The following is a 14,525-nucleotide window of genomic DNA, read 5'->3' on the forward strand; positions in this document are numbered from 1 at the left end:
CATATACTTCTGTTTCAGCTGCCACCGGCTGTCCCTCCTTCAAATGTCTCCCGTCTGCAAACCATTAGAAGCCCCCGTTTATCCGGCAGATCCACCGGCTTCACAGGCTCAAACCCCGCTTTTTTAAACACATGAATCATTTTGCCGTTGGTGATATCGGGCTCTGCAATGATCCGGGCTGTCCGGGCGTGTTGAAACTGCATCGAAAGCATAGCCTTTAAAAGCGGCAGGGCGTAGCCTCTGCCTGTTTCTTCCGGAGGCCCAATCAAAAGGTGTACACCCTGATCTCCCGGTTCCGCCCTGTAATAGGAACCAATGACGTCATCTGCTGCCCAATACACTTCCCAGTAGCTGACCGGACGTCCGTCGATCTCTCCGATGTAAAGTGTCTGATGGGCATCATTAAGCGCCTTATGCAGATGGGTTTGATATTTACTTTCACTTATATTCAGCTGCCAAAATGGCACCACGTGAGCCTGATGCATCCAGCCGTGCAGCAGGTGAAAGTCGGCTGTTTCATCAACTGCGCGGAATTGAATGCGTTCACCTGCCTGCCCGTCCGGCTCCCGGGTAAACGTATGAGAATTAGATTGCTGGGCTTTCATGCTGCAAGCACTCCTTTGCGGTCAACGGGTTTGAAATATGAATATAAACGGACTGTTCAGCAAGGGAGCCGACCAATTCATCCATATCAAAAAAACGGGTCAGCAGATTACCCTTGGAAGGGATTGTTTCGTGTTCAAGGAGACTTTCAGTTAAGGCAGAACGGCCGAATGATTTTTCTGCATCTTCAAGCTCTTCACGCAGTATTCGCAGCAGCTCCGCCTCTTCAATCAATTCTGAAGCGCCGAAGCCGTTAATCAGTCCAAACAAATGGTTGATAAAAAAGTAGTAACGAAAGCGTTCGTCTGCAATGTCATCTGCGCATACCGTATCGCTTGAAGCATTCAGCTCCGGTACGTACTCCTTTAAGTGGGCTTCCTTCGAGCGCGCAAAATAGTAGCCCTGGTTGTCCCGGTAATAAAACACCTGCGGATAGCCGCCGGTAAAACGCACGACGGAATTCTGCTGATGGGCTTCAAGCGCAATGCCGTGGGTCATATACAGCCAAAGCATCGGATGCAGGGAGATTGATAAATACTTCCTGAACCAGTCCCGGCTTACCTCGGCAGTGCTCCGGTTTTCTGCCTGAGCAAGGCTTCGGATCAGATTGCCTAGCATACTGCCTTCTCCGTAAGCATCGTGCACCAGCCCTGCGGCCAATGATACCTGGTCGTCCATAGTTTCCTGAAAAGGGTTTTGCCGGATAATCGTTTCAAAGCCTGTTTCTTCTTCACCTTTAAGGGCGATGTATGCTGGGTCACGAACAATTTCAAATTCCGGAAAAAACCGTGCTGCCTCTTTCCCAATCCGGCTCTGCATCAGCTGTTCCACTTCTACACCGCGCACGAGTTCCTTTTTTTGATTCACACGCAGGGAATTGGTAACCTTCACCGGAATAGAGACTTTGAACATATAAGGTGACTGCTCATGGTAAAGTGTCCGGATCGAGGAGGTCGCTGTAAAGCTCCGGCCAGCCGGGCCAAGGTACGCTAATTCTCCCTGGTCTAACTTCTGCTGAATGGGTTCCTGCCGGAGCATGGCCTCTGCCTGAAGCGGATGCACCGGCAGCAGAGCATACCCATCATCCAAGAGACAATAGTTTTTTTTAAATAGTTCCTCTGTCTCTGGCGCATTTTGGAGCTCGTTTTTCACGATAGCTGACGCACTTTCTTTTTCCATCGATGCTTCCTCCACCTGCTCTGATGGCGCCCGGAAGAAATGCATTTGAAAACGTCCGCCGGTTTCCGGGGAATACAGGTCTCTTTCCTCTTCGCGTTCCATTCCCTGACGGCTTTTAGGGGTCGGGTGCAGCAGATGCCCGAGCAGAAGGGCCTGTTCTGAATCAATGTAGCGGGAGACCATTTCCCCCTTCTGCTCTTTGCGTGCTTCCAAAAACAGTTCTGTGAGCTCAAGGCTCTGCAGCACCCGCTGCATCATCTCTTCTCTCCCTCCGTGATCACCGTACTCAAGCGAAAGCTCCTTCAAAAGCAAAGCCCCGGTGGTCAGCACATCAAGCTCAAGCAGGGGACCGCTTTCCTGGGTTTTATAATAAACCGGAAAATGAAAGATATGGCGGTGGGTCAGCGACCGGTACTTCACTGGAAGAATCAGCTCGATTTTCTGACGGGAGAGCTCCACGCGGTATTGCGCCTCTTCCCAGACACCGCTTCCGGTTTCACGCAAATAACAATTGATAAAGCTCTGCATCGAAGCTTCTGCTGCTTGTTGTTTAAAATTCAACACTTTTCCTCCTTCGTAAAATTTCAATTTCCTGTCCTGCTTCAATGACCGACTGGATTACATGATCTATATCCTTTTCCGTCGTTAAAGGGTTCAGCAGAGTGCATTTTAAAAACTGTCTGCCGTCTATTTTCGTTTTGGCAATGACTGCTTCGCCTGAGGCATATAACTGCTGCTGAATTTCTCTGTTGATCTCACCCTCTTCTGCTTTTTCAAAGGGATGCTCTGTGCAGTATTTAAACACCACTGCATTCATTTCCGGCTTCATTACCAGGTGCAGCGCCGGCTCGTCGTTAATTTTTTCCGCGAGACGTTCGGCCTGTTTTAACCCACGGCCTATCATTTCCGCCCATTTTTCCGTTCCGAGGGTACGGAGCGTCATCAATATTTTAAGTGCATCGAATCGGCGGGTCGTCTGCATCGAATAGTCCACAAGGTTCGTAAAGCCCTCCTCCCTGTCCTCCTCCGGATTCAAATACTCCGCCCCATGTCTGATAAAACGAAAACTATCCTGGCTCCTGACCAAAAAAGCGCCGCAGCTGACCGGCTGATAAAATAATTTGTGAAAATCCACCGCCAAAGAATCTGCGTTCTGCATTCCTTCAAGTTTGGCAGTTTGATCACTGCAGAGCGCCAACGCCCCGCCAAATGCTGCGTCCACATGCATCCACAGATGCTCTTTATTAGCCGTATGCTGAATATCTAAGAGCGGATCGATGCTTCCAAAATCAGTAGTCCCGGCAGTAGCTACTACGGCAATCGGGTGCTCCCCGGCTTCCCTTGCCTCCTGAATGAATGCTTCGAGCTTTTCGGTGCTCATCTTTTTATGCTCATCTGTCGGCACGCCTACTACTGACCGCTCTCCCAGACCAAGCTGAACTGCTGATTTTTTGACTGTGAAGTGTGCTTCCTCTGAACAGAAAATTTTAAATCGGGCTGCTTCCGGGGGAAGCCCGTCGGCTTTTACATCATGTGATAATTTCTGTGCGCAGTACTCGTCTCTTGCAAGCAGCAGTCCCATAAAATTCGACTGCGTGCCTCCGGTCGTAAACGTTCCCGCAGCAGTTTGAGGCAGCTGGTACAATTCACACAGCCAATTCACTACTTCTGTCTCCACTGCCGTCGCTGCCGGACTTTGATCCCAGGAATCCATTGATTGATTTAAAGCACTCACAATTACATCCGCGCACACCCCGGATAAAAGCGGCGGGCAATGCAGATGCGCCATCGCATGAGGGTGGCTGATGTTTAAAGAGGGTGTCATAATATGCTCCATTACTTCCTCAAGCACACTATCAAAAGCATGTTCATTCTCTGTGCCGTGAAAGAATTGCTTTACCTGCGGCTCTGCTGCTGCCGGCACAGGTCCTTCACTTTCATTGAAAAATTCTGCTATACGGGCAGAAGTCTGGGTTAACATTTCAAGAATTCTGCCCTTATCACCAACGTTGGTTAGGAATTCGTTATCAAATGCGGTGTGCGATTCTTCCTTTACAACCGGCATATCGTCTCCTCCATTATCTGTTATTTATAGATAATGAAAATCATTATCAATTAAACTGAAAAAATAAAAGCTTTTCCAAGCTCTTAATTACAATATACACACTAATTGAAAATGATTATCAAAGTCAACAACTGCTGTGGAATTGATTCAAAGGTTGGTGCCGGCCGCTTAAACAGTTTAGGTCTATTACCCTTTTCCCCGCCCAGATCGTGACTTAATAGCCACATGCTTTTGACCGTTCATGTCGTTGGTTTAAAAACACCCCTCTCCGGTAATAAACCGGATATCAATAACTATTAGCAGGAGGTGCAGCAATTGCTCGTACGTACAAAGGATTTTCAGGCATTTTGGATCTCAGCCACCGATGAAGAAGCGATTGGCTCCATTTCCGACGTCTATTTCGACTCCAGAGGCGCATGGAAGGTACGGTTTCTCGTCGCTGATACCCGTACGTGGTTTGTCGGAGGAAAGGTTCTGCTCAGTCCCCAGCTGATTAACCGTCTTGATCTGGCTGGCCAGGCCATTCAGATGAATGCTTCGAAAGATCAGATTAAAGACAGCCCGAAGCCGGACGAGCACGAACCTATTTCCCGTTCCTACGAAGCCTCGGTGCTAAATTATTACAACCTGGAGCCTTATTGGATTCCAACAGCCGACAGTACTGACACAGAACCGGTCATGCCTGTAGGCGGGCCGTTTGCCCCAATGGATGACGACGATAATAATGCACGGCCTGCCCATGACACTGCTGTCACCGGTCCGGAAGAAGATGAAGTGGAAGCTTCCCGGAACAAAGAAGACTACTACCTGCAGAGTACGAAGGATCTCCGCGGCTATGATATCGATGTGAGCGGTGAAAACATCGGCACCATTTCTGACGTTGTGTTTGATACAAACGACTGGAGCGTTCAGTTTATCGAAGTCGATACCGCTGGTGCGCTGTCAAGTGACCACTCTCTTGTCCCGGTGGAATGGTTTAATCAGTTCAATGCCCTGGATGAAAGTGCCACCGCCAGTGTGAGCCGTGAAGCCGTAGAAAATTCGCCTGATTACGAAGCCTCCATGACACTGACCGATGATTACGGCGAAGAAATCCGCCGTCACTTTGGCAGCCCATCAAACAGATAAACGCTGGACTCCCGCTGCTTAAATGCAGCGGGCTTTTTTATGCGTGCCGGAACCAGAACCTCTGTGATATGTTAAAATAAATAAGCTAATAATCCTTCAAACAGCTCAGGAGTGGACTACCAATGGATAAAAAAGATATTTCCGACCTTCGCAGGCAGTTAAAAACAGACAACGATCTGCTTACAATCTCCGACATTTTTAACGTTTACATAATGAAAGAAACCACCGATATTTATCACCACCAGAGCCAGCCGTTTGAAATGCTCGACAGTGATCAGCAGGAGCTGTTTATGGCCAATTTTAAAAAGGTTCTCACCGGGCAGCTGGATGAAAAGCTATTCGAACTGAAATTTCAGCAGGACGCTGAAGACTCCAGCCAGCTCATTCTTCATAAAGGCCTCTTAAGCCGCAATGTTGAAGACTGGAAGGAACAAATGCTTCGCATGACCGAAAAAATGATTGAAGACCATCCGTATGAAAAGGACACTGTTATTACCTTTATCCGTGCCGACTATTTAAAGCCGGCCAAACAGCGGAACGAGGTGGAAGAAACTAGCAGCCGCGACGCAGTTTATACCAATTCTTTCATTCTCTGCAGCATTAATAAGACAGAAGAGCCGAAAAAAGAAATGCAGTTCGACTACATTGAGAAGGAATTTAAATACAAGGTCGAGGCCGATCCAGTCATTGATCTCAAGCATCCGCTGGCCGGCTTCCTGTTTCCGGCTATGACCGAAGGGGCCGCTGACGTCAATCATGTTCTTTATGCGGCGTCGAAGCCCAATGAGCCGGACTACCGGTTTATCGAAGACGTGCTGAACGGCGAAGAGATCGTTACAGCCAAAGAAAACAAGACCGTGTTCGAGGATATTGTAAGAGACGTGGTCGGCGATCAGATGAATCCCTCCACGCTTGCGAACGTCTACGGGGAAATTCACCGGGTCGTCGAAGAAAACGAGGAGGATACGCCGCCGATGCTTGACTATAAAGATGTCGAACGGGTACTCCAGCAGAGCGGCGAGCAGGTGGATACCGACAAAGTAAAAACGGCCTTTCAGCGGGTGACCGATAACGAAACATATGAACTGAAAGCAAACAGCATCGTACCGAAATACAACTCCAAATCCATTAAAATTAACACGAAGGTCGCCAATATTTCGATCAGCCCGCAGGATCTCGAATATGTGAAACAGGTCAACTATCAGGGAAAACGCTGCATTATGATTGAAATTGAAGAGGACGCAGAGATCGAAGGCTTTAAAATGCTGCCGGAGGCCTTTGGCGAAGATACTCTCTAATAAAACAAGGAAGGTCCCGCGCCCGGGGCCTTCCTTGTTTTTTAATATACAGTTGTGCTCCTGTCATTCCTTTTGCAGGTGCCCTCTTATTTCCGCACCAACTTTGTGGCTACTTCCACATGCGTTGTCTGCGGGAACATATCGACCGGCTGGGCTTCTACAACCTCGTATCCGCCCTCCACGAGGTGCTTTAAATCCCGGGCGAGTGTCGCCGGGTTACAGGAGACGTATACGATACGTTCGGGTGCTACCTCGAGCATTGTATCAAGCAGTTGTTCGTCGCAGCCCTTCCGCGGCGGATCCACCACAACGACATCCGGTCTCAAGCCGTTTGCTTTTACCCACCACGGCATCACTTCCTCTGCTTTGCCTGTCGCAAAGGTTACGTTATCAAAATGATTCAGCTGGGCATTTCGCTTAGCATCACTCACAGCCTGCGGCACTACCTCCACGCCGTACACCTGCCGGGCTTTTTCCGCGAGAAACAGCGAGATGGTACCAATGCCGCAGTAGGCATCAATGACCGTTTCATGACCGCGCAGGTCCGCGTACTCCAACGCTTTATCGTACAGCGTTTTTGTCTGGACCGGATTCACCTGGTAAAAGGACCGCGCAGAGATCGCAAACTTCACGCCGCCAATGTGATCGTAAATGTAGTCTTCGCCCCATAGCGTTTTTGTCTTATCGCCAAAGATGACATTCGTGCGTTTCGTATTCACGTTTTGAACGATGCTTGCGGTATCCTTTACTTCGTCTCGAACAGCTTCGATAAACCTTTGCTCATCCGGGATTTTTTTGCCGTTTGTAATAAGAACAATCATCAGCTGGCCGGTGGTCGGTGCGTAACGCGTTACGACGTGTCGCAGAAAGCCGCTTCCGCTTTCTTCATCATAGGCGCTCATGCCAAACCGGCCGGCAATATCCTTTACCTGCTGGACGGCAGCGTCGTTTTCCTTCTGCTGAATAATGCACTCATCCATGTCAATAATGTTATGCGTACGCTTCTGGTAAAAGCCTGCCTTCAGCTGTCCGTCCTCTTTTACCCCGATCGGCACCTGGGCTTTGTTGCGGTAGCGCCACGGGTCCTCCATGCCGATCGTATCACGGACCACTGCTTCATCGAGGCCGCCGATCCGTTCGAACGCATCCTTCACCTGTTTATGCTTGTAGCGGAGCTGGGCATCGTAGGTCATATGCTGCAGCTGGCAGCCGCCGCATTTTACATAAATCGGGCACGGCGCTTCGGTTCGTTCGCTGCTTTCTTCAAGAACAGTAATAAGCTTTCCAAAGCCGTAGCCTTTTTTTGTTTTAATAACCTTGGCCTCTACACGCTCGCCGGGCAGGGCGTACGGAATAAACATCGCATATCCGTCGATTCTTCCAACTCCGTGTCCTTCATGGGTTAAATCCTCAATTGTCGTCTCTATTAATTCATTTTTTTCTACCGGGGCTTCCGGCTTATTTTGCTTACTCATTATTTCGTTCCTTCCGTTCATTCTAGTCTGTCAGCAAAATTGTAACACAGGAGCGGTTTGGCGTCCGTCTGTTCGCACGCTATAATGTAGGAATACATAAAGCAAATACTGCAGAATGGAGAGATACATATGAACATCCGGCTGATTGAGCCCGCCGATGCCAACGATCACCTGGCGTTCAGCCAGCAGCTCGATAACGAAACATCGTATATGCTGCTCGAGCCGGGAGAGCGCAGGCCCACGGCCGAACAGCATCAGCATATGGTGAACGAGTTTATTATGAAGGATCATCTTGTGCTGTTTATTGTGGAGGACGCGGGTGCGGTCGTGGGGCACGCGATGGGGGTCGGAGGCAGTACCATTCGTAATTGCCGGACCGCCTCTGTCGTTATCGGCATCCTGCCGGCCTACCACCGTCTGGGCATTGGCAGCCGGCTGCTCGGACGTATCGAAGCATGGGCCATAGAACGAAGCCTTCACCGCCTGGAGCTGACCGTAATAGAAGAAAATACCGGGGCACGTGCTCTCTACGAACGCTTCGGCTTTCAGGAGGAGGGCGTCAAAAGAAACTCGCTTTTTGCCCACGGAGCGTATGTTAACGAAATAATGATGGCTAAGCTGCTGTAGAAAGGAGCAATACTGTGCGTATTTCATTTGAAGCGATTTATGAGCTGATTCTTGCTGCTCTCTTAATATTTTCATTGACGGTAGATTTGCCGCCGGACCAGTCACGGGCACTTGATGTATTTATTTACGTGTTGTTTGTGATTGATTTTGCTGTCCGCTTTTTTGCGAGCGACAACAAATGGCAGTACGTTAAAAGCAACCCGCTGGAGCTGATTGCTATTCTTCCGCTCGGGGAAATTTTCCGGGCTGCCCGACTCGTTCGTCTCTTAAAAGTCCTGCGTTTGATTGTACTTTTCAGCCGGAAGCACTCTCCATTCGACGTATTTTTTTCTAAATACCATATAGACAGAGCTGTCATTATTGTCGGCGTGCTCCTGTTTGCGGCCAGTCTTTCCATGCGATGGATTGAACCAGATTTTCACACTTATGAGGAGGCGCTGTGGTGGGCAATCGTCACGACGACCACAGTCGGATACGGAGATTTCATTCCAGTAACAACTGCCGGCCGGATTATTGCAAGCATTCTGATGATCGTCGGCATCGGCCTGATAGGCGTGATCACCGGGACTGTAGCAGCCTTTTTCTCTCAGAACCAACGCACGCTGCCTCCCGAAGCCCGGCACGTGCAGGAAACGCTGAACCGCTACCCGAAAATTACCACCAGAGAAATGGATGACATGATTGCTTCACTCGAAAGGTGGAAGGAGCGCTACAAGAAAGAGGAAGATCAATCATCGTAGCTGTCTTCCTCTTCCACACCGATCACCTGGCTGCGGCGTTCAAGCAGGACCACGTCCCGCCAGCGCCCCTGCATTTTGCCAATACGCTCCCGTACACCTACTTCACGGAACCCTTTGCGCCGGTGAATGCGCAGACTGTAATCATTTTCCGGAAAAATGCCGGCCTGCAGCATCCAATAGCCTTCTGCTTCTGCTTTTTCAATTAATGCCTCCAGAAGCGTTCCGCCTACGCCCCGCCCGCGTTCATCCTGATGAATATAGACATTTGTTTCGCCTACACCTTCATATACTTCCCGGCCGGAAACCGGGGCGAGCGCTGCCCAGCCGATTACTTTTTCAGTTGTAGTGTCGATAGCAACGAGACGGCAGGCCAGGTCGTGCGTCGCTGACCACAGCTCCCATGACGGCGCCTCCGTTTCAAATGTCGCATGCTCGCTCATAATTCCCATTTCGTATATCTCCCGGACTTCAGGCCAATGCTCCTTTTGCATTCTAGTTATGTAGTAGTCCACGTGCATCTACCCCTTATCCTGTTTTTTTCCTAGAATAACATACCTGTTTTTCTTTTGTTTATTTCAGCATCCATCCCCAGGTTGTTTATAATTTCATGAACAAAGGAATACTTCTGACGTAACCTGTCTCTTTGTCACAGTGAATTATACTTATGAAAAGGACGTGTTTGCATGAAGTATCGTCGATTAGGGAACTCCGGCGTAAAAGTAAGTGAAATCGGCCTTGGCAGCTGGCTTACCTACGGCTCTTCCGTGGAGGACCAGACTGCAGGCAACATCATTCACCATGCATATGAAAACGGCATTAATTTCTTTGACACCGCGAACGCCTATAACCGGGGCGAAGCGGAAAAGGTCGTAGGCAAAGCGTTAAGCTCCTACAACCGGGACAGCTACGTGCTTGCTTCGAAGGTATATTTCCCCATGGGAGACGGACCGAATGACCGCGGACTTTCCCGCAAGCACATCATGGAGCAGTGCGATGCCAGCCTGCAGCGGCTCGGAACGGATTATATGGATTTGTATCAATGCCACCGCTATGATCCCGATACTCCGCTCGAAGAGACGCTGATGGCACTTGATGACCTTGTTCGCCAGGGTAAAATATTGTACTACGGCTTCAGCGAATGGTCCGGAGCCCAGATCAGTGATGCGGCGCATATTGCCGATAAACGAAACCTTCACCGGCCGGTGTCGAACCAGCCAATCTACAACATGCTCGTACGCTACATTGAGAAAGAAGTACTTCCGATCAGCGAACGCGAAGGACTCGGGCAGGTCGTCTTTTCCCCGCTTGCCCAGGGCATTTTAACCGGTAAATACCGTCCGGGCGAGCAGCCTCCTGCTGACAGCCGCGCTGCCAATTCAGATATTAATTTTGCGATGGACCGTTTCATGGACGACCGCATTCTCGAAAATGTTGTCAAGCTGGAGAATTTAGCCCGTAACGAGCTCGGTGTTAAGCTTTCCCAGCTTGCCCTTGCCTGGATTCTCCGAAAGCCTGGCGTAAGCTCTACTATCGTCGGAGCGAGCCGTCCCGAACAGCTTGAAGAAAACTTAAAGGCTGCCGAGCTGGAGCTTCCGGACAATCTGCTCGATGAAATCGACAGCACCCTACAGGAAATCGAAGATGTTACCTCCAGGCTTCATTAAATACTTTCCCGCCGACCACGGCGGGATTATTTTTATATACAGAACTTCTATATTTTCATTATTTTTAAATGGTGCTATAATGAACTTGTGTAAGCGTTCCCAATTTTTCTCTAATACGAAGGAGGATTTTGCATGAGATACGATGCACCAAACACCCCTGAAAGCCTGGTACATTTTAAAAACAAATACGACAACTTTATTGGAGGCGAATACAGGCCGCCGGCCCAGGGCGAATATTTCGATAACGTCAGCCCGGTTACCGGTACCGTTTTCTGCCAGATTGCCCGTTCAACGAAAGAGGACGTTGATGCGGCAGTAGCAGCAGCAAATAAAGCGAAGGAAGCCTGGGGCAAAACATCCACCACCGAACGATCCAATATTTTAAATAAAATGGCGAACCGGATGGAAGAAAACCTTGAAATGCTGGCCGTTGCCGAAACATGGGAAAACGGCAAAGCTGTCCGGGAAACGCTGAACGCTGATATACCGCTTGCTATCGATCACCTGCGCTACTTTGCAGGCGTCATCCGTGCCCAGGAAGGAACAATTGGCCAAATTGACGATGATACCGTAGCTTATCATTTCCACGAGCCGCTCGGCGTTGTCGGCCAGATTATTCCGTGGAACTTCCCGATCCTTATGGGCATCTGGAAGATCGCTCCTGCGCTTGCTGCCGGCAACTGCATCGTGCTCAAACCGGCCGAACAGACCCCGGCGTCGATTTACAAGGTGCTTGAACTCGTCGAAGACCTTCTTCCGCCAGGCGTTCTGAACGTAGTGAGCGGGTTTGGTGTCGAAGCCGGCAAGCCGCTGGCCCAGCACGAAGGCATTGATAAAGTGGCGTTCACCGGGGAAACCACGACCGGCCGCCTGATTATGCAGTACGCTTCGGAAAATATTATTCCGGTAACGCTCGAGCTCGGCGGCAAATCACCAAATATTTTCTTTGAGGACGTAATGGCCGAGGATGACTCGTATCTCGATAAAGCGATCGAGGGCTTCGTTATGTTTGCCTTGAACCAGGGGGAAGTGTGCACGTGCCCATCCCGTGCTCTCATTCAGGAATCCATTTATGACAAATTTATCGAACGGGCCATTGAACGCGTCAAAGCCATCAACGTCGGCCACCCGCTCGACACCGACACTATGATGGGCGCCCAGGCCTCCAAGGAACAGCTCGATAAAATTCTTTCGTATCTCGATATTGGAAAACAGGAAGGCGCAGAGGTTCTCGTCGGGGGCGAAGCAGCCCAGGTCGACGATGAAGACCGTTCGCAGGGATATTATGTACAGCCGACCGTATTTAAAGGCCACAACAAAATGCGTGTGTTCCAGGAAGAAATCTTCGGACCAGTGCTGAGTGTGACTACCTTTAAAACGAAAGAAGAAGCGATGGAAATCGCCAACGATACGCTGTACGGCCTCGGCGCCGGCGTATGGTCCCGCGATATGAACACCGCCTACCGATTCGGGCGCGCGATCCAGGCCGGCCGTGTATGGACCAACTGCTTCCATGACTACCCGGCGCATGCAGCATTCGGCGGGTATAAAAAATCGGGTATTGGCCGGGAGAACCATAAAATGATGCTTGACCATTACCAGCAGACGAAAAACCTTCTGGTCAGCTACAGCGAACAGCCGAAGGGATTCTTTTAAGAATCTGCCGGCCGGAAGCATATAAAAAGGAGGATTTATCATGGCAGTAGAGCGTGTAACCGCTACTGACGCTGCCCTTGAACTGATTAACCGACTGACAAAGCGACATGGCCCGTTAATGTTTCACCAGTCCGGCGGCTGCTGCGACGGCAGCGCCCCGATGTGTTATCCGGAGGGCGACTTTAAAACCGGCAACAGTGACATGTATATGGGTGACATCGGCGGAGCCCCGTTTTATATGTCCAAGGATCAATTTGAATACTGGAAGCATACGCAGCTGATTATTGATGTGGTCGATGGCCGGGGCGGAATGTTTTCTCTCGAAGGGCCAGAGGGTAAACGGTTTTTAACCCGCTCACGGGTGTTTTCCGAAGAAGAACGCACCGAGCTCGAACAAAATTCTGCTGTTTAAACGTCCAGGCATTCTGCATTTACGCAGAATGCCTTTTTTTCTGCCTGGTGTGCCTATTGTCATTTCGGGTATTTCTTATTATTCTATAATTAACAAAGAAATAAGCACCGTTTGAGGGCGCGCTACAGTAAAGGATGAAGGCCTATGCATCATTCATCAGCATCACCATTCAGACCCTTCCCCACCCTGGAGACGTCAAGGCTCCGGCTCCGGGCTCTGCGGTATTCAGATCTTGAAGATATTTACGAATACGCCTCCAACCCGCTTGTCTCCCGCAACGTTTTGTGGGACACCCACAGAAGCCGCGGAGAAACAAAAGATTTTCTGGATATCACGATGAACTCCTATAAATACGGCGACCGGGCACCGTTTGGCATCGAACGCAAGGATTCCGGCAAAGTAATCGGCACTATCGATTTTGTGCATTGGGACCGTGGCCACGCCAATGGGGAAATTGGATACACGCTCGCCCCTGATCATTGGAACCAGGGGTTCGGCTCGGAAGCAGCACGGGAAATCATCCGCTTCGGCTTTGAAGATATGGGCCTGCACCGGATTGAAGCCCGGTGTTTTATCGAAAATACAGCCTCAGCCAAGGTGATGGAAAAGGTCGGCATGGTGCATGAAGGCACACTGCGCCGTTCCCTGTTGATCCAGGGGGCGCGGCGGGATGTAATGATTTACGCAATTTTAAAAACAGAATGGAAAAATAATTAAAACAGCCGACGATGCGGCTGTTTTTTTACGGACAGAACAATTCAATATGCTGGTATAAATTTTCAAACGTCGTCGGCAGATGACCTCCGTATTCCCCGTCGAGATTCAGCTGCATGTCTTCTTCTGCTTCTATACGAAGCTGTTTCGCTTTAAAATACTTTATTTTAGGATTCTCCAGATGCCGGCCGCGTAATGCCTGGCGCAGCAGCTGGCTGAATTCAAACATTGTCATCTTCTGTACGATCATCACATCAAAATAGCCGTCATTATACTCTGCCTGCGGAAGAAGCTTTTCAAAACCGCCGACAGAATTGGTGTTGGATACGAGAAACATTGTAATTTCTTCCTCGAGAAACTTTCCATCATATTCAACAGTCGTCATCTGCGGCTGCAGGGACCAGAATTTCTCAAACCCCTTAATGAAATAGGCAGCCTGTCCCAGGGCCGTTTTCAGTCCCTTTGGGGTGTCATAGGTGAGTTCTGTCAGCTTCCCGCCCGCGGCAATATTAATAAAGTATGAGCCATTCGCCTTTCCTATATCAATCTCCTGGGTGCGCCCGCGTACAAATACGTCACAGACTTCTCCAATTTCTTTTCCCTGCAGGCCAAGAGCACGAGCAAAATCATTCGTCGTTCCAGCAGGAATAAGCCCTACTTTGGGACGCCACTCCTGTTCAGCAATTCCGTTGATAACCTCAAAAATAGTTCCGTCCCCGCCTACGGCAATCACGGCTTCGAACCTGTCCTCCGAGGCGCGGCGTGCCTCATCCCGGGCATCCCCTTCCCCGCGGGTCATAAATGCCGATGTTTCGTACCCTGCCTGCTCCATCCGGTCCAATATATAGGGCACCTGCCGCTCCATCTGTTCTCTTCCAGACGTTGGATTGTAAATTATTCTTGCTCGTTTTCGCATATTTTAACCCCTATTACATCGAAGATTTCAACTCATTTGAATAATATA

At 49.7% G+C, this 14,525-nt stretch carries 14 protein-coding genes; 8 read left to right on the forward strand and 6 right to left on the reverse strand.

Annotation, left to right across the window (positions count from 1 at the left end; all coding sequences use genetic code 11):
* Window positions 1–14: 14 nt before the first annotated feature.
* Genes Q0757_RS13830 through Q0757_RS13840 form a run of 3 tightly spaced genes read right to left on the reverse strand, consistent with a single transcriptional unit; the run spans window position 15 to window position 3,847 of the window.
* Window positions 15–605 (reverse strand): GNAT family N-acetyltransferase, encoded by a 591-nt coding sequence (locus Q0757_RS13830; RefSeq protein ID WP_298788335.1) that lies wholly within the window; start codon window positions 603–605, stop codon window positions 15–17.
* A complete protein-coding gene (locus Q0757_RS13835; RefSeq protein ID WP_298788475.1) occupies window positions 586–2,346 on the reverse strand; it encodes an IucA/IucC family siderophore biosynthesis protein in 1,761 nt (586 codons plus the stop codon). Before Q0757_RS13835 ends, Q0757_RS13830 begins: the two co-directional genes overlap by 20 nt.
* Window positions 2,333–3,847, reverse strand: coding sequence for an aspartate aminotransferase family protein (locus tag Q0757_RS13840; RefSeq protein ID WP_298788337.1), 1,515 nt, complete (start codon window positions 3,845–3,847; stop codon window positions 2,333–2,335). Before Q0757_RS13840 ends, Q0757_RS13835 begins: the two co-directional genes overlap by 14 nt.
* A 315-nt stretch (window positions 3,848–4,162) precedes the next feature.
* Here Q0757_RS13840 and Q0757_RS13845 point away from each other — a divergent pair, with 315 nt between their 5' ends.
* Together Q0757_RS13845 and Q0757_RS13850 are read left to right on the forward strand one after the other, a co-directional pair.
* Entirely contained in the window at window positions 4,163–4,975 is an 813-nt protein-coding gene (locus Q0757_RS13845; protein ID WP_298788339.1) for a PRC-barrel domain-containing protein, read from the forward strand.
* 122 nt (window positions 4,976–5,097) lie between these two features.
* A complete protein-coding gene (locus Q0757_RS13850; protein ID WP_298788341.1) occupies window positions 5,098–6,273 on the forward strand; it encodes a DUF4317 domain-containing protein in 1,176 nt (391 codons plus the stop codon).
* A gap of 86 nt (window positions 6,274–6,359) precedes the next feature.
* Here Q0757_RS13850 and rlmD read toward each other — a convergent pair whose 3' ends face one another.
* On the reverse strand, window positions 6,360–7,748 hold the full coding sequence (rlmD, locus tag Q0757_RS13855) for a 23S rRNA (uracil(1939)-C(5))-methyltransferase RlmD (protein WP_298788342.1): 1,389 nt from the start codon (window positions 7,746–7,748) through the stop codon (window positions 6,360–6,362).
* Window positions 7,749–7,877: 129 nt separating this feature from the next.
* On the opposite strand from rlmD, the gene Q0757_RS13860 reads away from it, so the two are divergent.
* Both Q0757_RS13860 and Q0757_RS13865 read left to right on the forward strand, forming a co-directional pair.
* Complete coding sequence (locus tag Q0757_RS13860; RefSeq protein WP_298788344.1) at window positions 7,878–8,375, forward strand: GNAT family N-acetyltransferase; 498 nt, start codon at window positions 7,878–7,880, stop codon at window positions 8,373–8,375.
* A gap of 14 nt (window positions 8,376–8,389) precedes the next feature.
* Window positions 8,390–9,115: a potassium channel family protein gene (locus tag Q0757_RS13865; protein ID WP_298788345.1), complete on the forward strand. Its 726-nt coding sequence runs from the start codon at window positions 8,390–8,392 to the stop codon at window positions 9,113–9,115.
* Here the strand turns inward: Q0757_RS13865 and Q0757_RS13870 are convergent.
* Window positions 9,103–9,627 carry a GNAT family N-acetyltransferase gene (locus Q0757_RS13870; protein WP_298788347.1) on the reverse strand — a complete coding sequence of 175 codons (525 nt, stop codon included), beginning with the start codon at window positions 9,625–9,627 and terminating at the stop codon, window positions 9,103–9,105. The genes Q0757_RS13865 and Q0757_RS13870 overlap by 13 nt on opposite strands.
* 171 nt (window positions 9,628–9,798) lie before the next feature.
* Between Q0757_RS13870 and Q0757_RS13875 the strand changes: the two genes are divergently transcribed.
* The 4 genes from Q0757_RS13875 to Q0757_RS13890 all read left to right on the forward strand — a co-directional run bounded on the left by Q0757_RS13875 (window position 9,799) and on the right by Q0757_RS13890 (window position 13,564).
* On the forward strand, window positions 9,799–10,779 hold the full coding sequence (locus Q0757_RS13875) for an aldo/keto reductase family protein (RefSeq protein WP_298788349.1): 981 nt from the start codon (window positions 9,799–9,801) through the stop codon (window positions 10,777–10,779).
* A gap of 132 nt (window positions 10,780–10,911) precedes the next feature.
* Window positions 10,912–12,435, forward strand: a complete 1,524-nt coding sequence (locus Q0757_RS13880; protein WP_022793689.1) for an aldehyde dehydrogenase family protein — start codon at window positions 10,912–10,914, stop codon at window positions 12,433–12,435.
* 40 nt (window positions 12,436–12,475) lie between these two features.
* A complete protein-coding gene (locus Q0757_RS13885; RefSeq protein WP_298788356.1) occupies window positions 12,476–12,847 on the forward strand; it encodes a DUF779 domain-containing protein in 372 nt (123 codons plus the stop codon).
* 144 nt (window positions 12,848–12,991) lie between these two features.
* Window positions 12,992–13,564, forward strand: coding sequence for a GNAT family N-acetyltransferase (locus Q0757_RS13890; RefSeq protein WP_298788358.1), 573 nt, complete (start codon window positions 12,992–12,994; stop codon window positions 13,562–13,564).
* Between the two features lie 25 nt (window positions 13,565–13,589).
* Here the strand turns inward: Q0757_RS13890 and Q0757_RS13895 are convergent, their stop codons facing one another.
* Window positions 13,590–14,477 carry a diacylglycerol kinase gene (locus tag Q0757_RS13895; protein ID WP_298788360.1) on the reverse strand — a complete coding sequence of 296 codons (888 nt, stop codon included), beginning with the start codon at window positions 14,475–14,477 and terminating at the stop codon, window positions 13,590–13,592.
* Window positions 14,478–14,525 lie beyond the last annotated feature (48 nt).

The sequence above is a fragment of the uncultured Marinococcus sp. genome (genome assembly GCF_947493875.1).
GTDB lineage: Bacteria > Bacillota > Bacilli > Bacillales > Marinococcaceae > Marinococcus.